This window comes from Streptomyces sp. Xyl84, from assembly GCF_059731885.1.
In genome coordinates this window covers 1,356,026-1,374,888 of the sequence record NZ_AP029182.1, presented here as the reverse complement: position 1 = coordinate 1,374,888, position 18,863 = coordinate 1,356,026, and the positions used below count along the sequence as shown (strand labels likewise).

20 protein-coding genes are annotated in these 18,863 nt (G+C 72.7%); 17 read left to right on the top strand and 3 right to left on the bottom strand.

Annotation, left to right across the window (positions count from 1 at the left end; translation table 11 throughout):
• Window positions 1-255 precede the first annotated feature (255 nt).
• The 12 genes from AC6I72_RS05925 to AC6I72_RS05870 all read left to right on the top strand — a co-directional run bounded on the left by AC6I72_RS05925 (window position 256) and on the right by AC6I72_RS05870 (window position 11,132).
• Entirely contained in the window at window positions 256-609 is a 354-nt protein-coding gene (locus AC6I72_RS05925) for a hypothetical protein (protein ID WP_497999809.1), read from the top strand.
• Window positions 610-1,027: 418 nt separating this feature from the next.
• Window positions 1,028-1,681, top strand: coding sequence for a CBS domain-containing protein (locus tag AC6I72_RS05920; protein ID WP_497999808.1), 654 nt, complete (start codon window positions 1,028-1,030; stop codon window positions 1,679-1,681).
• A 309-nt stretch (window positions 1,682-1,990) separates the two neighbouring features.
• Complete coding sequence (locus AC6I72_RS05915) at window positions 1,991-2,413, top strand: Hsp20/alpha crystallin family protein (RefSeq protein WP_497999807.1); 423 nt, start codon at window positions 1,991-1,993, stop codon at window positions 2,411-2,413.
• 122 nt (window positions 2,414-2,535) lie between these two features.
• Window positions 2,536-3,201: a CBS domain-containing protein gene (locus AC6I72_RS05910; RefSeq protein WP_497999806.1), complete on the top strand. Its 666-nt coding sequence runs from the start codon at window positions 2,536-2,538 to the stop codon at window positions 3,199-3,201.
• Window positions 3,202-3,230: 29 nt separating this feature from the next.
• Entirely contained in the window at window positions 3,231-4,406 is a 1,176-nt protein-coding gene (locus tag AC6I72_RS05905) for a 4Fe-4S dicluster domain-containing protein (protein WP_497999805.1), read from the top strand.
• A complete protein-coding gene (locus tag AC6I72_RS05900) occupies window positions 4,403-4,861 on the top strand; it encodes a Crp/Fnr family transcriptional regulator (RefSeq protein ID WP_497999804.1) in 459 nt (152 codons plus the stop codon). The genes AC6I72_RS05905 and AC6I72_RS05900 overlap by 4 nt, the downstream gene beginning before the upstream one ends.
• Window positions 4,858-5,676: an FAD/NAD(P)-binding protein gene (locus AC6I72_RS05895; protein WP_497999803.1), complete on the top strand. Its 819-nt coding sequence runs from the start codon at window positions 4,858-4,860 to the stop codon at window positions 5,674-5,676. The genes AC6I72_RS05900 and AC6I72_RS05895 overlap by 4 nt, the downstream gene beginning before the upstream one ends.
• 1 nt (window position 5,677) lies before the next feature.
• Complete coding sequence (locus AC6I72_RS05890; RefSeq protein WP_497999802.1) at window positions 5,678-6,556, top strand: NADH-quinone oxidoreductase subunit B family protein; 879 nt, start codon at window positions 5,678-5,680, stop codon at window positions 6,554-6,556.
• The gene (locus AC6I72_RS05885; RefSeq protein ID WP_497999801.1) at window positions 6,553-7,923 is read left to right on the top strand and encodes a Ni/Fe hydrogenase subunit alpha; all 1,371 of its coding nucleotides are present in this window, start codon (window positions 6,553-6,555) and stop codon (window positions 7,921-7,923) included. Before AC6I72_RS05890 ends, AC6I72_RS05885 begins: the two co-directional genes overlap by 4 nt.
• The gene (locus tag AC6I72_RS05880) at window positions 7,920-8,393 is read left to right on the top strand and encodes a hydrogenase maturation protease (RefSeq protein ID WP_497999800.1); all 474 of its coding nucleotides are present in this window, start codon (window positions 7,920-7,922) and stop codon (window positions 8,391-8,393) included. Before AC6I72_RS05885 ends, AC6I72_RS05880 begins: the two co-directional genes overlap by 4 nt.
• Before the next feature lie 130 nt (window positions 8,394-8,523).
• Window positions 8,524-9,216, top strand: a complete 693-nt coding sequence (locus AC6I72_RS05875) for a response regulator (RefSeq protein ID WP_497999799.1) — start codon at window positions 8,524-8,526, stop codon at window positions 9,214-9,216.
• A gap of 164 nt (window positions 9,217-9,380) precedes the next feature.
• Window positions 9,381-11,132 (top strand): sensor histidine kinase, encoded by a 1,752-nt coding sequence (locus AC6I72_RS05870; RefSeq protein ID WP_497999798.1) that lies wholly within the window; start codon window positions 9,381-9,383, stop codon window positions 11,130-11,132.
• Between the two features lie 258 nt (window positions 11,133-11,390).
• On the opposite strand, the gene AC6I72_RS05865 is transcribed toward AC6I72_RS05870, so the two are convergent.
• Entirely contained in the window at window positions 11,391-11,846 is a 456-nt protein-coding gene (locus AC6I72_RS05865) for a universal stress protein (protein WP_497999797.1), read from the bottom strand.
• 212 nt (window positions 11,847-12,058) lie between these two features.
• Between AC6I72_RS05865 and AC6I72_RS05860 the strand changes: the two genes are divergently transcribed.
• From AC6I72_RS05860 to AC6I72_RS05850, 3 genes are all read left to right on the top strand, one after another.
• Window positions 12,059-12,964 (top strand): universal stress protein, encoded by a 906-nt coding sequence (locus AC6I72_RS05860; RefSeq protein WP_498004606.1) that lies wholly within the window; start codon window positions 12,059-12,061, stop codon window positions 12,962-12,964.
• A 36-nt stretch (window positions 12,965-13,000) separates the two neighbouring features.
• Window positions 13,001-13,867 (top strand): universal stress protein, encoded by an 867-nt coding sequence (locus AC6I72_RS05855; protein WP_497999796.1) that lies wholly within the window; start codon window positions 13,001-13,003, stop codon window positions 13,865-13,867.
• Between the two features lie 218 nt (window positions 13,868-14,085).
• A complete protein-coding gene (locus tag AC6I72_RS05850) occupies window positions 14,086-14,814 on the top strand; it encodes a CBS domain-containing protein (protein ID WP_497999795.1) in 729 nt (242 codons plus the stop codon).
• 88 nt (window positions 14,815-14,902) lie between these two features.
• On the opposite strand, the gene AC6I72_RS05845 is transcribed toward AC6I72_RS05850, so the two are convergent.
• Window positions 14,903-16,261, bottom strand: coding sequence for a nicotinate phosphoribosyltransferase (locus AC6I72_RS05845; RefSeq protein ID WP_497999794.1), 1,359 nt, complete (start codon window positions 16,259-16,261; stop codon window positions 14,903-14,905).
• A 275-nt stretch (window positions 16,262-16,536) separates the two neighbouring features.
• On the opposite strand from AC6I72_RS05845, the gene AC6I72_RS05840 reads away from it, so the two are divergent.
• Entirely contained in the window at window positions 16,537-17,457 is a 921-nt protein-coding gene (locus AC6I72_RS05840) for a universal stress protein (protein ID WP_497999793.1), read from the top strand.
• Window positions 17,458-17,723: 266 nt separating this feature from the next.
• A complete protein-coding gene (locus AC6I72_RS05835; protein ID WP_498004605.1) occupies window positions 17,724-17,993 on the top strand; it encodes an SHOCT domain-containing protein in 270 nt (89 codons plus the stop codon).
• A 95-nt stretch (window positions 17,994-18,088) separates the two neighbouring features.
• On the opposite strand, the gene AC6I72_RS05830 is transcribed toward AC6I72_RS05835, so the two are convergent.
• Window positions 18,089-18,346: a DUF1876 domain-containing protein gene (locus tag AC6I72_RS05830; protein ID WP_497999792.1), complete on the bottom strand. Its 258-nt coding sequence runs from the start codon at window positions 18,344-18,346 to the stop codon at window positions 18,089-18,091.
• Between the last annotated feature and the right edge of the window lie 517 nt (window positions 18,347-18,863).

The following is an 18,863-nucleotide window of genomic DNA, read 5'->3' as shown; positions in this document are numbered from 1 at the left end:
CCCTTCGGCCCCTGTGCGCGGCGTCGGTCGCCGACGAGACTTGCCTGTGAGGCGGTGCTGTGACGCGATACACGCCCACCCGGTCGACCCCCTCTCAGGAGGGTCGGCTCCGTGTCTGTCCGTATCTGGCGTTCCGGGTCATGAGGTGCGTCGCCCCCCGCGGCACTCTCGGAGGCTGAGCCGGATTCCTCATGCCTCACGGCGAAGCCTTCTGCCCAACACATCGAGCGAGGCATCGGAAGGCAGGCATTCCCCATGAACGTGCAGCGCACCAAGCGGCTGCTCGCCATCTCCGCGGCCGGCGCCCTGCTGGCAGGCGGCGGTGCGATCGGCGCGGCCGGGACCGCCATGGCGGCACCCACGGCCCCGGCTCACGTGTCCTCGTACTCCCACCACTCCGACGACGACTGCGGCTGGTGGGGCGATGACTGCGGCTACGGCGGTTACGACCACGGCGGCTTCGACCACGGCGGTTACGACCACGGTGGCTTCGACCACGGTGGTTACGGTGGCTTCGACCACGGCGGTGGCGGTGACCACGGTGGCGGTGGTGACCACGGTGGCGGCGGTCACGGCGGCGGTGGCGGCGGTCACGGCGGCGGCCGTTGATCCCGACAGGTGAAGTCACGGTGTGCGCCCCATGTCCAAGGGCGCACACCGGCACCGCGTCCGAATTCCACGGGGCTTCCACGCCGGGGCCGCCGCAATCGGTGCCGCGCACCGGACCCGGCGCCTCGAGCCGACGCTCCGGTCGCCGCCGTGTCCCGCCCTGCGGCACAGCCTGGTGCTGCTCCGGTGCGTCCCGCGGCACCCCGCAGGGGGCTCCGGACCGGCGTTACGCCGGCCGCGGGCGAGCGCTTGCGGGCGGACTCCAGTGCCCGGCGCACGTGCGGGGGTCCGAGGCGGATCGACAGCTCGCGTGAGCGCCGCCGAGTCCGCAGAATGGTGCTGTGTCCGACGTCCCGCGGGCCCCACCGCCTCCCGGCGACGGGTTCTCACCCGTGAGGTCGTGTACCCGGGAGGCGGTATGCACCACCGAACAGTCGATGAGCTCATGTCCCGGCGCGTCGTCCGGGCGCGGCCCGGCACGCCGTTCAAGGAACTCGTCAGGCTGCTGGAGGAGAACGGTGTCACGGCCGTGCCCGTGGTGGACGGTCTCGACCGCCCCGTGGGGGTGGTGTCGGAGGCGGATCTGCTGCGCAAGAGCGCCGATCAGGCGGACCCGTCGGGCCGGGCCCCGGTCCCGGACCTGGAGGCGTGGGAGCGTGCCAAGGCCGAGGGCGCCAGGGCGGAGGAGCTGATGTCCGCGCCCGCGGTGTGTGCACGGCCCGAGTGGACCGTGGTCGAGGCGGCCCGGCTGATGGAGACACAGCACGTCAAACGGCTGCCCGTCGTGGACGATGCCGATCGGCTCGTGGGCATTGTCAGCCGTGGTGACCTGCTGCGGGTGTTCCTGCGCCGCGACGAGGCCATCCGTGAGGAGATCACCCGGGACGTTCTCCGGCGTACGCTGGGGATCGACGACCGGGACGTGACCGCGACGGTACGCGACGGACGGGTGACTCTCACCGGCACCGTGGAGGACCGCCGTCTGGCTCATGTCGTCGAGCAGCTCTGCCGGGGCGTCGACGGTGTCGTGTCGGTCTCCGGGAATCTCGGGCACCGGACGGACGAGACCTGACAGGCGCGCGGCGGGGCCTGAGACCCACCGGGGGCATGGGCAGGCGTGGGCGGGCCCGATGAGCGTTCCGCGACGGTCCCTTCCCGGACCGGCCTCCATGGTGCGGCGGCTCCCGCGTCGCCACGGGCCACGCACCACGGGCGCACGGAATCGGACCAGCACCGCGCGGCGCGTCGCACAGCAGGCGCCGACGAGCGGAGCAGGGACTTTCGGAGCCCGTGCCTGGGCTGTTCGGCCTCAGCGGCAGGCGGGCGCTTGAGGTGGACTGGGGGTGTCGGCAGTCGCGACCGCAGCCAGGAGGAGAGAGCGATGGCCACACTCGCGCGCAGGCAGAAGTTCCCCTTCCCGGAGATTCCCGAGTGGTTCGAGACCTTCCCCGCTCGGTTCGCGATGCCCGCGATGGGGGATCTGTACACGGTCCGGATCGAGGAGTACATGGAGGAGGGCCGGTACGTCATGCGGGCGGAGCTGCCGGGCGTCTCTCCCGACGACATCGACGTGGTCATCAGCGAGGGCACGCTGACCGTCAAGGCCGAGCGCACGGAACGCGACGTGGACAAGCACCGCAGCGAGATCCGGTACGGCTCCATGAGCCGGAGCGTGCCCCTTCCGCCCGGGGCCGACGAAGACGATGTCCGGGCTGAGTGCACCAACGGCATGCTCACCGTGAGCGTGGGGGTCGGGCGGCCAAGGACCGAGGAGCGGCACATCGAGGTCAAACGGGGTGAGTGATCGTGCACCGCAAGGCGCCGGCCGTCAGGTGCGCGCCGTGAGGGAGCCGGGCCGGCCCGAGGACGTTCCGTCCGGCCGGCCCGGCGGGGCCGGTCTCGGGGTACCGGGAAGGGCGCTGGGTGATGAGGCAGCGGACCGTGGGTGATCTGATGACGCCCTCCGTCGTGAGCGTGCGGCCGGGTACGCCGTTCAAGGAGATCGCACGCCTTCTGGACGAGTACGGGATCACCGCGGTCCCGGTCGCCGACGACCAGGACCGGCCGGTCGGGGTGGTGTCCGAGGCGGACCTGCTCCGCAGGCGGACTTCTGGTATCGGAGCGAACAGCGCGCGTGACCTGATGACGAGTCCCGCCGTGGTCGCGGAGCCCGACTGGCACGCCGTGCGTGCCGCGCGGACGATGGAGCGGCACAAGGTCAAGCGCCTGCCCGTGGTGGACGGCCACGGCCGCCTGATCGGCGTGATCAGCCGCAGCGACCTGGTGCAGCTGTTCCTCCGCAGGGACCACGCGATCCAGGAGGAGATCGTGGAGGACGTCATCGTCCAGACGCTGGGCCTGTCGCCTTCCGCGCTGACCGTCGAGGTGACGGAGGGCCGGGTGACGCTCAGCGGCACAGTGGCGCACGGGAGCCTGATCCCCGTCCTCGTACGCCTGTGCGAGAGCGTCGACGGGGTGGTGGAGGTGGTCGACCGGCTCGGCCCCGGCGGCCCGGAGAAGACCGCCGGCTGCGCCGCGGGAGACGGCGGTGCGGGGACAGCGTCCGGGGCCTGGTGCCCGCCCGACCCGTGAGCGGCTGACGCCGCGCCGAAGGAGAGGTCATGGACACGAACACCGGGGGGACCGCCCCGGCGGCCGGCTGCACGTCGGGGCTGGTGATGGGCAAGGACGGGATGGCCGCCCTCGTGGACGTCCTGGCCGGACGCGGGTACACCGTGGTCGGCCCCACGGTGCGGGACGGCGCGATCGTCCTGGCGGAGCTGGAGTCGGCCGACCAGCTGCCCTACGGGTGGGGTGTGGAGTCGGAGGCCGGCCGGTACCGGCTGCGTGAGCGGCCGGACGGGGCGGCCTTCGCCAACGCGGCGGGTCCCCAGTCGTGGAAGACGTTCCTGCACCCCTCGCGGGTACGGCAGTGGTCCGCCGACAGGGTCGGTGAGGAGACGGTGTTCAGCGCCGACGGGACGACACCGCCCCGTTACGCCTTCCTCGGAGTGCGCTCGTGCGACCTGCGCGCCATCGCGATCCAGGACCGGGTCCTGGCAGGCGGGCCGCACCGGGACGCCGTCTACCAGGGGCGCCGCTCGGGAGCGTTCCTGGTGGCCGTCGAGTGCACGGAGCCGGGCGAGACCTGCTTCTGCGTCTCGATGGGTACGGGGCCGGCGGCCGGTCCGGGCTACGACCTGGTGCTCACGGAGGTGGTCGACGACGCCGGCCATCGCTTCTGGATCCGCAGCGGCAGCGCGGAGGGCGGGGAGATCCTCGCGCAGCTCCCCGCACGGCCGGCGGACCGTGCCACCCAGGAGGCGGCGCGCGCCGGCGTCGCCGCTGCCGCGGGACACATGGGACGGACCATGCCGGAAGCCGGCCTGCGGGAACTGATGGCCGGCACGCTGGACGCGCCTCGCTGGGACGACGTCGCCGGCCGCTGTCTGACCTGCGGCAACTGCACCATGGTGTGCCCGACGTGCTTCTGCACCACCACCGAGGACATGACTGATCTCACCGGTGACCACGCGGAACGGTGGCGGGTGTGGGACTCGTGCTTCGACCTCGACTTCTCCTACCTCCACGGCGGCCCGGTCCGTACGTCCGCACGCAGCCGCTACCGGCAGTGGATGACCCACAAACTCGGCACCTGGTACGACCAGTTCGGCTCCTCCGGTTGCGTCGGATGCGGCCGGTGCATCGTCTGGTGCCCGGTCGGTATCGACATCACCGAGGAAGCGGCCGCCCTGCACGACTGGACGTGCTCCCAGCCGTCGGAGGAAGACGCATGAGCGGTCCGTCCACGCCGTTGGAGTTCCTGCCCTTCGCTCAGCGAGAGCGCCTCCTGGCTCTCGGGGCGGAGGCCGGGTTCCCGGCCGGCACGCGGCTGTTCGACGAGGGCGGCGAAGCCGACCGCTTCTGGCTGCTGCGCAGCGGCCGGGTCGACCTCGACATCCACGTGCCGGGCCGGTACCCCGCTCCCGTGGTGGAGTCGCTCGGCCCGGGCCAGATGCTCGGCTGGTCGTGGATCTCACCGCCGTACCGTTGGCACCTGGGGGCGCGGACGGCGGATGCGGTCCTGGCGACGGAGTTCCCCGCCGGCCCGGTACTCGACCTGTGCACGGCCGACCCGCGACTCGGTTACGTCCTGATGCGCCACTTCGCCGGGGTCGTCGCCGACCGCCTGCAGGCCACCCGGATCAGGCTGCTGGACATGTACGCGCCCAGCGGAGGTCGTCCGGCGTGACCACGGTGACACCTCCGCTGCCCTACCGGGTCGCCTCCGTGAAGGCGGAGACCGCGGACACTCGTTCGTTCGAACTGGTACCCGCGGGGCGACGGCTCCCTCCGTTCTCCCCGGGGCAGTTCGCGATGATCTACGCGTTCGGGGTCGGCGAGGTGCCCGTCTCGGTCAGCGCTCTGCGCGGCCCGCACGGAGGGCCGGTGCACACCGTCCGTGCGGTGGGCGCGACCTCCACCGCGCTGTACCGGCTGCGCGACGGCGACACCGTGGGGGTGCGCGGACCGTACGGCGTCGGATGGGACCTGGACGCGGCGGCCGGTCACGACGTGCTGGTGATCGCCGGCGGCATCGGACTGGCCCCGCTTCGGCCGGTGGTGCACGCGATCCTGGACCGGCCCGCGGCATACGGCAGGCTCCACGTACTGGTGGGCGCCCGCACCCCCGCCGACCTGGTCTACGGGGAGGAGACCGGGAGCTGGGGCGGGCAGGCCGCGGTGGCGGTGACCGTCGACCGGCCTCTGCCCGGCTGGTCCGGTGAGGTGGGCGTCGTCACGGCGCTCCTGAACCGGTTCACCCTCGAGCCGGCCCGCACCCGCGCGTTCGTGTGCGGCCCGGAAGTCATGATCCGCCACACCGCGCGTGCCCTGACCGACCGGGGTGTCCCGCCGCACCACGTCCAGGTGTCGCTGGAACGCACCATGCGCTGTGCCACCGGCCACTGCGGCCACTGCCAGCTCGGCCCGATGCTGCTGTGCCGCGACGGCCCGGTCGTCGCCTATGACCGCGCCGCCCCGCTTCTCGCCGTACGGGAGCTGTGACATGGACACCGACAACGGACCGGACACCGATCACCGTCCGGCACTGGCCGTGTGGAAGTTCGCCTCCTGCGACGGCTGCCAGCTGACCCTGCTCAACTGCGAGGACGAACTGCTCGCCCTCACCGACCGGGTGCGTATCGAGCACTTCCTGGAGATGTCCGCCGCCGAGGGCCCCGACGGGGAGCGCGCCGAGCTCGCGGGCCGGGGCCCCTACGACCTCTCCCTGGTCGAAGGGTCCATCACCACCCCGGAGGACGCCGAGCGGATCCGGCACGTCCGGCGCATCTCCCGGCGCCTGGTGACCATCGGGGCCTGTGCCACCGCCGGCGGCATCCAGGCGTTGCGCAACTTCGGGGACGTCGCCGAGTTCAGGGCCGCCGTCTACGCCCGTCCGGAGTACATCTCCACACTCGAAACCTCGACCGCCATCTCGGCGCACGTGCCGGTCGACTTCGAACTGCGCGGCTGCCCCATCGACCGCCGCCAGCTCCTGGAGGTCGTCACCGCCTGCCTCGTCGGCCGCAAACCCTGTATTCCCGGCCACAGCGTGTGCTTCGAGTGCAAGAGGCGCGGCACCACCTGCATCACCGTGGCCCACGGCACACCCTGCCTGGGCCCGGTGACCCACGCCGGATGCGGCGCGCTCTGCCCGGCATACGGACGTGGCTGTTACGGCTGCTTCGGGCCGACCGGCCGTCCCAACCTGCGCTCGATGGTCCGAGAACTGCGCCACGACGGGATGAGTGAGCGCGACATCCTGCGTGTCTTCCGCACGTTCAACGCCGCCGCGCCGGAGCATGGCCCCGTAGCCGAGCTCACGGCAGAGGCACAGGACAGGCTCCAGGCAGAGCAGGACACCACCCCGGAGGGGCCCGCATGAGCCATCGCGGATCTCGCGTACTGCGGCTGGACGCACTGGCCCGTGTGGAAGGGGAAGGCGCCCTTCACCTGCGCATCCACGACGGCTCGGTCGCCGAGGCGCGGTTGCGCATCTACGAACCCCCGCGCTTCTTCGAGGCGTTCCTCGTCGGCCGCGGACACACCGAGCCACCGGACATCACCGCCCGGATCTGCGGCATCTGCCCGGTGGCGTACCAGATGAGTGCCTGCCGGGCGATCGAGAACGCGTGCGGCGTGACCGTGGACGGCCCGCTCGCCCAGCTGCGGCGTCTGCTGTACTGCGGGGAGTGGATCGAGAGCCACACCCTGCACATCCACCTGCTGCACGCTCCCGACTTCCTCGGCCACCCGAGCGCGGTCGAACTCGCCCGGGAGGACCGGGCCGCGGTGGAGCGCGGTCTCAGGATCAAACAGGCGGGCAACGCGATCCTGGAGCAGTTGGGCGGCCGGTCCGTCCACCCTGTCAACGTACGCGTCGGCGGTTTCTACCGGACCCCCGCGCCCCATGAGCTGCACGCGCTGGCCGGACGACTGCGGCAGGTCCGCGAGGACGCGCTGGAGACCGTGCGCTGGGTGGCCGCATTCGACTTCCCCGAGGCGTCGTGCGACTACGCTCTGCTCGCCCTGAGCGATCCCGGCCGCTACGCCGTCGACTCGGGAACCCCCTCCGTCCTGCCGGCCCCCCACGCCGGGGACCCGGCTGCCGGGGACAGGGGAAGCGGACCGGGTCCCCTGCCCCGCGCCTTCCCCGTGGCCGACTTCGAACAGTACGTACACGAAGAACAGGTGCCCCACTCCACCGCCCTGGCGGCCACCCTCGAAGGGCGCCGCTACCTGACCGGCCCACTGGCCCGCTTCGCCCTGAACAACCGTTGGCTGCACCCCGTGGCGGCCGAGGCCGCCCGGGAAGCCGGACTCGTCGACTCCGTCTGCCGCAACCCCTTCCGCAGCATCGTCGTGCGCGCGGTGGAAGTGGTGCACGCCATCGAGGAAGCGCTGCTGATCATCGACGGCTATGAGCCCCCGGACCGGCCGGCCATCGATGTCCGGCCGCGGAACGGGGTCGGCACGGGCGCCACCGAAGCGCCCCGCGGGCTGCTCTACCACCGCTACGACGTGGCCGGGGACGGCACCCTCGCGGCCGCCCGCATCATCCCGCCCACCGCCCAGAACCAGTCGGCCATCGAGGAGGATCTGCGCAGGCTCGTCCAGGCGCGCCTGGACGAGCCCGGCCCGGCCGCCGAGGACGAGGAGCTCACCCGGCTGTGCGAACGGGCCGTCCGCAACCACGACCCGTGCATCTCCTGTGCCGCCCACTTCCTCGACCTCACCGTGGAACGCGCGTGACCGGCCGCGTCGTGGTGGTCGGTGTGGGAAACATCTTCCGCCGTGACGACGGCGTCGGACCGGCCGTGGTGGAGGCGCTGCGCGGGCGGGTTCCCGGCGGCACGGTGCTCACGGTCAGTGACGGCGAGGTGGGGCGGATGCTCGATCTGTGGTCGGGCGCCGACACGGTCGTGGTGGTGGAAGCGGTTCGCGGACGCCCGGCCCGGCCCGGTCGGCTGCACACGCTGTCGGTCGCCGAAGCGGCGACGGACGCGACGGCCTCGGCGAGCACCCACGCCCTCGGTCTCGGGGAATGTTTTGCCCTGGCCCAGGCTCTGGACAGGCTTCCGCGGGAACTCGTGGTGCACGCGGTGGAGGTGGCGGACGTGGGACTCGGCACAGGCATGAGCGAAGCCGTCCGTTCGGCGCTGCCCGACCTGGTCGACCGCGCCGCCGCCACCGTAGGAAGGGCGTACGGCCATCGGTCGTGAGCGGAGGCGGGCCGGGGTGCGCCTTTCGTCCGACGTGCGGGCTCCGGGCCGGGCCGAGCGGCCCCGGACGTCCGTCCGGCTCCGGGGCAGGACTGCTATGGGCGACCGACCGCACCACAAGGAGTGACCGATGGCGCACAGCGAGCAGACCGAACCCGGGCGCCCGATCCGGGTGTTCCTCCTCGACGACCACGAGGTGGTGCGGCGGGGGGTGCACGACCTGCTGGAGGACGAACCGGACATCGAGGTGGTCGGCGAGGCCGGGACCGCCCAGCAGGCGCTGGTGCGCGTTCCCGCCCTGCGTCCGGACGTGGCGGTGCTCGACGTACGGCTGCCGGACGGCGACGGTGTGAGCGTGTGCCGGGAACTGCGATCCGCTCTGCCCGAACTCGCCTGCCTGATGCTGACCTCGTTCGACGACGAGGAGGCGCTGCTGGACTCGATCATGGCGGGCGCGTCCGGGTACGTGCTGAAGCAGATCCACGGCTCCGACCTGGTCTCCGCCGTGCGCACCGTGGCCCGCGGCCAGTCGCTGCTCGATCCGAGCGCCACCACCAGACTGATGGCCCGGCTGCGGGGCGGGCCGCAGCAGGAGGAGAAGCCGGACGCGCTGCCCGGCCTGACCGACCGGGAACGGGAGATCCTCGCCCTGATCGGGGAGGGGCTCACCAACCGCCAGATCGGACAGCGCCTCTACCTGGCCGAGAAGACGGTCAAGAACCACATCTCCCGGCTGCTCGCCAAGCTCGGCGTGGAGCGGCGCATCCAGGCCGCCGTCATCGCCACACAGGCCCGTGACCGGCCGCGTGACGATCACCGCTGAACCAGGGCGGGAACCGCCCCTCCCGCCTTGCGATCGCAGGCGCCGCGGGGCCGCACTGCGGGCGGACGGCGTCAACCCCGGACACGCCCGGATGTGGAGACGACGCTCTAATGTGGAGATGAGCGGAGCGGCTCCCGGCAGGCGCGGGAGTTGGAGGGTGACCGGTGGGAAACTCAGAGCAGTTCGACAAGGCCCGGACGGCCCGTGTGCGGCTGCCGCAGCTGAGGCTGGACGAACTGCTGGAGGAACTCCAGGCGCGCCTGGACGCCGCCCGGGGCACGAGGGACCGGGTGCACAGTCTGCTGGAGGCCGTGCTCTCCGTCGGCCGGGAGCTGGACCTGACGCAGGTGCTGCACCGCATCGTGAAGGCCGCCGCGGTCCTGGTCGACGCGGAGTACGCGGCTCTGGGCGTGATCGGGCCGGACGGCAGACGTCTGACGGCGTTCCACACGGTCGGGGTCCGCGAAGAGGACATCGCCCGGATCGGTTCCTATCCGGAGGGCCACGGCATCCTGGGCGAACTGATCCGCAACCCGGAGCCGCTGCGTCTGGCCGAGCTGAGCGAACACCCTTCGTCGTACGGCTTCCCGCCCCACCACCCCGCGATGAGCACCTTCGTCGGTGTCCCGATCCGGGTGCGCGACCAGGTGTTCGGCAACCTGTACCTGACGGAGAAGCGTGGCGGCGGCGAATTCGACGACGAGGACGAGTCCGTGCTGTCCACACTGGCGGTGGCGGCCGGCGTGGCCATCGACAACGCGCGGCTCTACGAGGAGTCCCGGCTGCGTGAACGTTGGCTGCGGACGAACGAAGAGATCACCCGCAGCCTCATGTCGGGGGCCGCTCAGGCGGACGTCCTGGGACTGATCACGGAGCGCGCCCGGGAGATCACGGGGGCCGCTCTGGCGGTCATGTCCGCGCCCGTGCCGAACACCCGGACCCTCACCGTCGAACTGGCCATCGGCCGGCAGGCGGAGAAACACCGCGGGCTGGTGCTGCCCGTGGAAGGCACTCTCACCGGCCACGCGTTCGCCACCGGCACTCCTGTGAGCAGTCCGGACGTCGCGCACGACGAGCGTGTGACGGCCGGGCCGCCGCGGTTCGCCGGCCTGGGACCGGCGGTGGCCGTTCCCATCGGCTCCGGTGAGCACGTCCGCGGGGTCCTGTTGCTGGCCCGCGAGACGAGCGCCGGCGACTTCTCCGGCCAGGAACTGGAGACGCTGAAGGGTTTCGCCGCGCAGGCCGCGCTCGCCATGGAACTGGCCGAACGCCGCAAGGACGCCGAACAGATCGCCCTGCTGGAGGACCGCGACCGCATCGCCCGGGATCTGCACGACCTGGCCATCCAACGGCTGTTCGCCACCGGGATGACGCTGCAGAGCGCGGGCCGCTTCATCGGCCACGAGGGCGCCAAGGAGCGGGTCCTGCGGGCGGTCGACGACCTGGACGAGACCATAAAGATCATCAGGTCGACGATCTTCGGGCTGCACACCCACGACGACGAAGCGGCCCCCGGCCTGCGGGCACGGGTGGTGCAGGTGATCGGGCAGGCCACGCCCGTCCTGGGCTTCGCCCCCGGTGTGCGGATGGAAGGGCTGCTCGACACCCACGTCCCGGGGGAGACCGCGGACCACGTGGTCGCCGTCCTGGCCGAGGCCCTGACCAACATCGCTCGGCACGCCCACGCGAACCGCGCCGAAGCGGTACTGGAGACCGACGGCAGGACCGTGCGCCTCACGGTCGTCGACAACGGCAGGGGGATCCCGCCCGGCGGCCGCCGCAGCGGCCTGGCCAACATGGAAGAGCGCGCCCGGAAACTGGGCGGCGGCCTGGAGATCACCACTCCTGAAGGTGGTGGAACCGCGCTGGTGTGGTGCGTCCCCGTCGGCGGTACGCAGGCGTCGGCAGAGAGCTGACCTGTCGGCGGACCGCAGCCCGAGGTCCGGTGCCCTTCGGCGCCCGACGGCCGGCCGGAAAGCCGCGCCGTACGACCCTGCGACCCTGCCGGCCGGGACTTCCGGCCGTACCTCCGCCACCTGGAACAGCGACCGTCCGACCCGGCGACCGCGACCGTCCCGCGCCGGGCCGACGCGCTGGGCACCACACTCGCCGCTCTGCGCGGCGACGACCAGGCCTCCATGGTGCGACGCCCCGCGAAGACCCCGGCGCGACGGTCAGTGCGCTCGGTCATGGTCCTGGCGGACCACCACGACCGGACAGGCCGCGTGCTGGGCGCAACGCTGGCTGACCGAACCCAGCATCGCCCGGCGGAAGGCGCCACGTCCGCGACTGCCGACGACGAGGACCTCCGCGCCCTGCGAGGCGCGGATGAGCACCTCGGACGGGTCGCCTTCCACGAGATGCTCCCGCAGGCCGGCCGGGCGCTGCTGATCCGCGAAGACGCTGTCCAGCTCTTCGGCGAACCGCTCCCGGGCCTGCTCCAGATCGAATTCGGGATCGATCGCCGGTCCCGTCCAGCCGACGTCCGACGGCGTGTCCCAGGCGTGGATCGTCTCCACGACACCGCCCACCAGCCGCGCGTACCGCACCGCCCAGCGCAGTGCGGCGTACGACGACGGCGAACCGTCCACACCCACGACCACCCGCGGTTCAGGTTCCGAGGACTGCATGATCACCTCACTGGAACGTCGAAGTGCCCTGTCTCCACGCTGCCGGGCGGAGCAGAACCCTGCCAGCCGGGCGCGCCCTCCCCGCCTGCGCCCGGCGCCGTTCTCCCGGTACGGGCGGGTCGAACGGCGCGAACCGGGGACTTGCGGCCCCTGCCCGCTCGGCGGGTGGGCAGCGCATGCTCTGGAGGGAGCACGTGCAGGAGGTGGAGGGCATGTCCCGCACCGTCGCCGTCGGCCTCGACGGATCATCCGGGAGCAGGGCCGCCGCCGAATGGGCGGCGCGCGAGGCCCGGCTCATGGGCACGACCGTCACGCTCGTACACGTGTGTGAACCCGTGTCCGAACCCCTCGCGCTGACGCGGCTCCTGGACGGGCACACGCGGCGGCAGTGGAGCGAGAAGGCGCTCCACGACACCCTCCAGGGCCTGCGGCTGCGTCACCCCGGCGTCGAGGTGACCACCGAGGAACTGCACGGCGTCCCGGCAGAAGTGCTCGCCGAGGTCGCCGGGGACGCGGAGCTGCTCGTGCTCGGTTCGCGTGCCCTGGGAGGGGTCGGGGGGTTCCTGGCCGGCTCGGTCGGCCTGGCGGTCCTGGCGCGCGCCGCGAGCCCGGTCGTCTCGGTCCGCGCCGGTGAGCAGGGCGCGGACGAGCACGAGACGGACCCCGTGGGCATCCCGTCCGCCGCGACCGCCTTCCGGCCCGTCGTACTGGGGCTGGACACAGGTCACCCGGACGAGGGTCTGCTCCGGTTCGCCTTCGAGGCGGCCCGGCGCCGCGACACCCCGCTGAAGGTCGTGCACGGCTGGTACCCGCCCGCCTGCTTCGGCTACGGCGCGCCCGTGGACGCCGACCTCTTCGGATCACTCGCGGTGAGCCGAGCCGCCGGCCTGACGGCCGTGCTGCGCTCCTGGCGGGAGGGGTACCCGCACGTCGAGGTCGTCGGGGAGTCGCGTTCGGGCAGTGCTGCCGAGCTGCTGGTCGCGGCGTCCCGGTGCGCTTCCCTCGTCGTGGTGGGCCGGCGGCTTCGCCGCACCTCGCTGCCGCCGCACATCGGGCACACCACGCACGCCGTCCTGCACCACGCCAGTGCCCCGGTGGCAGTCGTGGCACACGGCTGAACGGCTCGAAGACACACGCATGGGAGCATGAGAACGATGGACCTTCCCCTGGTCGTCGGTGTGGACGGCTCGGAGTCCAGTCTCCGGGCGGTCGACTGGGCGGCCGATGAGGCCGCTCTGCGTGCGGTACCGCTGCGGGTGGTGCACGCCTCGCTGTGGGAGCGCTATGAAGGCTCCGCGCTGGCCCGGGAGTTCGGCAAGCCGGATGCGCGGGTGCCGGCCGAGGACATCGTCCGGGCCGGCGCCCGCCGTGCTCGCCTCCGGCAGGCCGGCCTTCCGATCAGTATGGCCGCCCTGCCCGAGGAACCCGCGTACGCGCTGGTCCGGGAGGGCAAGAACGCCTCTGCCCTGGTCGTGGGCAGCCGCGGCCGCAGCGGTGTGGTGAACCTGCTGCTGGGGTCGGTCAGTCTGTTCGTGGCCGCGTACGCCGATTGCCCGGTGTTCGTGGTGCGGGGCAGCAACGACAACCAGGTCCGCGCGGCGGTGCACGGACGGGTCGTCGTAGGAGTCGGGGACCGGTCGGCGGCAGCGGTGCAGTTCGCCGCTCAGGAGGCCGGGCTGCGCGGGGCGGAACTGCACGCGGTACGGGCCTGGAGGTGCCCCGCGCACGAGACGATCGACCACCCGCTGCTCGCCGGAGGGCCCGAGCACCTGTACGAGGAGCGGGCCGTCGAGGGCCTGGAGGCGGCGCTGCGCGATCTGCCCCCGGATGCGAAGGTGCGGCGCCGCACGGTGGAGGGGCCGGCCCACAGGGTGCTCCTGGGCGCGGCTCAGCAGGCCGACTTGCTGGTGGTCGGGGCCCGCCGCCGTTCGGGGCGCTTCGGGCTCCAGCTCGGCCGGGTCTCCCACGCCGTCCTGCATCACTCGCCGTGCCCTGTCGCCGTGGTCCCCGAGAGGGTGTGAGTCCACAGCAGCCGGTATGAGGGCGGCAGCCCCCCCCTGCCTCCCGCCACGCCGCACCGGCCGAAGGTTCCCCTCCCGCTTGGGCCCACCGGCCCGGCAGGTGGCACCGGACAGGCCCTGGGCCGCGGCCGCCCGCCGCAGGATGCTCAAGACGTCCGAGACACGAAGCCGGTCCGGGAAGCTGACGTCCGTACCGACGGGGCCGAGGAGGAACGGGCATGAAACACGACAAGGTCGGTTCCGTGATGACGGACGACGTCGTCCGGGCCCAGTACGGCACTCCGTTCAAGGAGGTCGCGCGCATGCTCGACGAGCATCGGATCAGCGGCCTTCCGGTCGTGGACGACGACGAGCACGTCATCGGCGTGGTCTCGGAGACGGACCTGATGACGCGCCAGGTGCTCGAAACCGGTTCGCGTGAGCCGGGGCGACACTTCCGGGCCCTGCTCACGATGACCGCCCGGCGCCAGGCGGTCAAGGCGAAGGCCCGCACGGCCGGGCAGCTGATGACGCAGCCACCGGTCACCGTGCACGCCGACGAAACCATCGTGGAGGCTGCCCGGACCATGGCCGAGCGCCAGGTCGAGCGGCTGCCGGTGATCGACGACGAGGACCGGCTCGTCGGCATCGTCACCCGGCGGGACCTGCTGCAGGTGTTCCTGCGACCGGACCCCGACATCCGCGAGGAGGTCATCCGAGAGGTGCTGGTGAACACCCTGGGAGCCGCACCGCGCAGCATCGCGGTCTCGGTGGCCGAGGGCGTCGTCACTCTGGACGGCCGCCTGGAACGCAGGAGCGACACCGAGGTCGCCGTGTCGATGACCCGGCAGGTCGACGGCGTGGTCGACGTGGTCGACAGGCTCACCCACCGCATCGACGATTCGCACGTGCACCTCGACGACGGCACCGGTCACGGTGCACTCGACGACTGGCTGCGCGGCCCCTGATGCCGTGCCCCGGCGACGCCAGGGCCCCGTCGGGGCGTCGAGCCGCGGTCCGCTCCTCCCGCCCGTGGGCCCGCAGCCTCCGTTCGGTTCAGAGTCTGCTTCGTGTCGTCCCTTCAACCACACCACCGGTGCGTGCGGCGAGACGCTCGCGGAGGGCCGCCGTCAGATGCGTCAGACACGACGAGTACTCCGGCACCGGCGGGGTGGGTGAGCGCAGACGGAGGGCGCCTTCGGGCAGCGCGGCGAGGTCCTGGACCAGACGCGCGTGCGCCTCGGGAAGGGTGTCGGGCGGGCCGGTGCGCCGGCCGTCACGCATCACGGTGCGCAGGAGGGGTTCCGCGCTCGTGGGGCCGGGCTCGTCGAGCAGCGCGACAAGGTCCGGGGCGCCCGGGCGGCGGTGGATCTGCTTGCGGCCCGGTGTCGTGACCTTGGCCGACGACAGCTTCATGACCGGCCGGCCGTCGTACTCCACCAGCTTGTAGGCGGAGTCGAGGTAGGGGGCGTCCGCCGAGGTGCCGACACGTGTGCCGACCGCGTAGGCGTCTATGGGGGCCCCGGAACGCACCAGCGCGTCCACGCCGTACTCGTCGAGGCCGCCACTGGCGACGATACGGACTTCGCCGAGACCCGCGGCGTCCAGGATCCGCCGGGAACGGCGGGACAGCTCGTCGAGGTCCCCGCTGTCCAGACGCACAGCGCAGCCGGACGGGTGGCCGATGTCCCGCAGGACGCGGGCAGCCGTCCGTACACCGTGGAGCGTGTCGTAGGTGTCCACGAGAAGAGTGACCGGGCCGGGATGGGCGCGGGCGAAGGCGCGGAACGCGCTCTCCTCGTCAGGGAACGCCTCGATGTAGGAGTGCGCCATCGTGCCGGACGCAGGAAGCCCCCACCGGACCGCTGCGGCGACGTCGCTGGTCCCCGCGAATCCGGCGATGGCCCCGACCCTGGCCGCCTGGAGACCGGCCGAGACGCCGTGGGTACGGCGCAACGAGAAGTCGATCACCGGGCGGCCGGCCGCCGCCAGGACGCAGCGCGCGGCCTTGGAGGCGACGCCCGTCTGGTGGGTGACCTGGTTGAGCAGGAACGTCTCCACCAGCTGTGCCTGAGCGATCGGCGCGGTGACCTCCAGCAGGGGCTCACCCGAGAACACCACGCGTCCCTCGGGAACGGCCCTCACCTCGCCCCGGAAGCGCAGGCCGCACAGGCTCGCGAGGTCCTGTGGCGGACGGCCCAGAGCGGCGGCGAAGTCGCGCACGTCGGCGCAGGTGACGTCGAAACCGGCCAGGAAGTCCAGCGCGGGCTCGGCCCCGGCGCTCACGAGGAACCCGCGCTCGGGCGGCAGGTCACGGACGAACAGACTGAACGTCGCGGCACCGTCCATCCCCTCACGCAGGTAGGACAGCGCCATCGTCACCTCGTACAGGTCCGTGGTGGTCACATCCGACATCGCGCTCACCCGCCGGGACCGGCCCGGCAGCGGGCCGTTCTCCTCGTCCCCGCCCTCGGTTGCCTCTCCCAGCGTCGGCGGCCCGGCCCGGCCGTGGTAGGGCCGACCGGTACCGAGCGGCCGAGGCGGAGCATCCCCTTGGGGGACGTGCCGTCCCTGCCGCCGGGGCGGGGCCGCTCGGGCCGTCTTCCGAGCCGTTCGGCTCTCCTCCTCGCGGCGTCCGTCGGACACCGTGAAGGAAGGACCTCGCGCTCAGGCCGGAGGAGGCAGAGGACATGCGTGCCGTGGTGGCCGGCATCGACGGTTCCCGTGAGAGCCGGGCCGCCGCCGAGTGGGCGGCAGGGGAAGCAGAGCTCCTCGGGGCGCCGCTGAGACTGGTTCACGTCTGGCAGCCCCTGGAACAGGCGCCGATTCCCGGCGTCGACGCCCTCCGGGACCAGGCAGGAGAGATGCTCAGGGACGTGGGCGAGGGCGTGCGGCGGCGCCACTCGCGGGTGGAAGTGACCGCCGCGTCTCTTCCCGGCCGTCCTGTCGAGGTGCTCTGCGGGAACGTGAGCGGGGCCGAACTCCTGGTTCTCGGCTCGCGCGCCCTCGGCGGGTTGGACGGGTTCCTCGTGGGATCCGTCGGTCTGTCCGTCGTGGCGCACGCCGAACGGCCCGTGGTACTCGTCCGGGCCGGCCGGCCCGGCCCCGACGGCGGCGAACGCCTCGCGGACGATCATGAGAGGCGGCCGGCGCACGGCTCGCTCGCCCGGGTTGCCCGTCAGCCAGTCGTACTCGGTCTCGACACAGCCGTCCCGGACGACGGCCTGATCCAGTTCGCTTTCGCGGCGGCAGGGCGCCGGAGGGTGCCACTGCGGGTGCTCCACGGCTGGAACCCGCAGACTTGGCGGACTTGCATCGGGCGCACCCCGGTGGCCGGTGCGGAGCTGCATGCCCCGGCCGCCAGGGACTCGGCCGCTGTCCTGGCCGAGGTCCTGCGCCCATGGCGGCAGAAGTACCCGGACATCGAGGTGATCGAAGACGCGCGGACCGGCAACGCCGCGCAGTTCCTGGTCGAGGCGTCGTGCTGCGCGTCCTTGGTCGTGGTGGGACGGCGTCCGCGCCCGGGGCCGTTCGGCACCCATATCGGCCCTGTCGCCCATGGCGTCCTGCACCACGCCCTCGCTCCCGTGGCGGTCGTGCCGCACGGCTGACGTCCGGGACGTCTCACTGGGCAGCGCCACCTGCTGAGGGGCGCCGTGGGCCTGCTCGGCCCAGGCACCCGGGAAGGGGGAGCAGGGCGCCCCCGCGCACGGGGGCGGCGCGGGGGGACGGCTCCGCGCGGGCCCGGACAAGGCCGAACAGCCCTCGCGCGGCCCGCCGGGGGATGCGACGGTGGGCAGTGGGCCCTGCCGGGCGTGCCCCCGGTGACAGAGGGGCGCCGGCGTACCGATATCCGGGCGGGGAGCGGGTGGTGAAGATGTTCTGGTTCCATGGCGGCCCGGGCTGGGGCTGGTTCGTCATGAGCGTGGGGACCCTGGTCTTCTGGGTGCTGCTGGTCGCAGGCGGAGTCCTGCTGATCCGCTCCCTGAACCGCGGTGCCGGACAGTCACAGGCTCACGGCGGCCAGGCACGCCCCGCCCCCGAACAGCTGCTGGCCGAGCGCTTCGCCCGCGGCGAGATCGACGAGGACGAGTACCGGCGTCGGCTGGGCGTGCTGCGGCAGAGCCTCGGCCGGCCCGAACGGTGACACGCCTGCCGACGAGCTGGTCGCGCCGCCGGCGTGCGTACCGGTGGCGCGACCATGGCCGCGGCGGTGATCGACGGGCCGCCGGGACGCCGCCGTCAGGCGCGGACGGGGCCGGACGTGGCGAGGAGGTCGCCGGCGGCCACGGCGTTCAGCCGGGAGGCGAGGTCCTCCAGTGCCCGACCGGCGGCCAGTTCGTCGCCGATCTCGGGTACGGGCCGGTCGACAGGATTGCGCCGGGCCGCGCCGCGGCCCGTGACCGCCGAAGTGTCGCGGGTCGTGAGCACGGCGCGTGCGTGCGTCTCGTCGCCGTCCTCGGTGATGTAGATCTGCACGGTCCAACGCTTGGCTTCCATCGTGATCACTCCCGAGAAGGTGTCCTGCTGCTCCCACGGTGCGCGGGGTCCGCTGGCCGTCGCCAGAGCCGAACGTCCCGGCCGTACGGCCACAAGACCCCGTGGGGCCGGAGGCGGCAGCGGCCCGGACTCCGGCGTGTGCGCCACGGCGGTGACAGGCGGCCGGCCCGTCCGTAGCCTGCCTGCCGGGCGCGCAGTCACACGATCTCCAGCACCTCTGCGACCGGTCGCCCCGGCGCTCGGCCTCCCCGCGCCCCGTGCCCGGGACGGAACACCATGTGGACGTGCTCCATGACCGACGTCCGGTCGTGCTCGGTCCACCTGGCTCCTGGCCATCGCGGGGTGGAGCCGGGCGAGGGAAGCGTCGGGCTGCCCGGTCTCCGGCAGCCGCATTTCCGCGAGGGCAAGGTCCCGCACCGTCGGCGCCGAAGGGCCCAGCGGCCCGTGGAGAGCGAGGAATGGGGCCGACCCGCCCTCGCGTCGTACCGTCCCGGGTGCGACGGTGAGATACGGAACG

What these genes read in the sequence shown, in the direction of transcription:
- AC6I72_RS05925 (WP_497999809.1), top strand. Translation starts at nt 256, where the DNA reads ATGAACGTGCAGCGCACCAAGCGGCTGCTCGCCATCTCCGCGGCCGGC.
- AC6I72_RS05920 (WP_497999808.1), top strand. Translation starts at nt 1,028, where the DNA reads ATGCACCACCGAACAGTCGATGAGCTCATGTCCCGGCGCGTCGTCCGG.
- AC6I72_RS05915 (WP_497999807.1), top strand. Translation starts at nt 1,991, where the DNA reads ATGGCCACACTCGCGCGCAGGCAGAAGTTCCCCTTCCCGGAGATTCCC.
- AC6I72_RS05910 (WP_497999806.1), top strand. Translation starts at nt 2,536, where the DNA reads ATGAGGCAGCGGACCGTGGGTGATCTGATGACGCCCTCCGTCGTGAGC.
- AC6I72_RS05905 (WP_497999805.1), top strand. Translation starts at nt 3,231, where the DNA reads ATGGACACGAACACCGGGGGGACCGCCCCGGCGGCCGGCTGCACGTCG.
- AC6I72_RS05900 (WP_497999804.1), top strand. Translation starts at nt 4,403, where the DNA reads ATGAGCGGTCCGTCCACGCCGTTGGAGTTCCTGCCCTTCGCTCAGCGA.
- AC6I72_RS05890 (WP_497999802.1), top strand. Translation starts at nt 5,678, where the DNA reads ATGGACACCGACAACGGACCGGACACCGATCACCGTCCGGCACTGGCC.
- AC6I72_RS05885 (WP_497999801.1), top strand. Translation starts at nt 6,553, where the DNA reads ATGAGCCATCGCGGATCTCGCGTACTGCGGCTGGACGCACTGGCCCGT.
- AC6I72_RS05875 (WP_497999799.1), top strand. Translation starts at nt 8,524, where the DNA reads ATGGCGCACAGCGAGCAGACCGAACCCGGGCGCCCGATCCGGGTGTTC.
- AC6I72_RS05865 (WP_497999797.1), bottom strand. Translation starts at nt 11,846, where the DNA reads ATGCAGTCCTCGGAACCTGAACCGCGGGTGGTCGTGGGTGTGGACGGT.
- AC6I72_RS05860 (WP_498004606.1), top strand. Translation starts at nt 12,059, where the DNA reads ATGTCCCGCACCGTCGCCGTCGGCCTCGACGGATCATCCGGGAGCAGG.
- AC6I72_RS05855 (WP_497999796.1), top strand. Translation starts at nt 13,001, where the DNA reads ATGGACCTTCCCCTGGTCGTCGGTGTGGACGGCTCGGAGTCCAGTCTC.
- AC6I72_RS05850 (WP_497999795.1), top strand. Translation starts at nt 14,086, where the DNA reads ATGAAACACGACAAGGTCGGTTCCGTGATGACGGACGACGTCGTCCGG.
- AC6I72_RS05845 (WP_497999794.1), bottom strand. Translation starts at nt 16,261, where the DNA reads ATGTCGGATGTGACCACCACGGACCTGTACGAGGTGACGATGGCGCTG.
- AC6I72_RS05840 (WP_497999793.1), top strand. Translation starts at nt 16,537, where the DNA reads ATGCGTGCCGTGGTGGCCGGCATCGACGGTTCCCGTGAGAGCCGGGCC.
- AC6I72_RS05835 (WP_498004605.1), top strand. Translation starts at nt 17,724, where the DNA reads ATGTTCTGGTTCCATGGCGGCCCGGGCTGGGGCTGGTTCGTCATGAGC.
- AC6I72_RS05830 (WP_497999792.1), bottom strand. Translation starts at nt 18,346, where the DNA reads ATGGAAGCCAAGCGTTGGACCGTGCAGATCTACATCACCGAGGACGGC.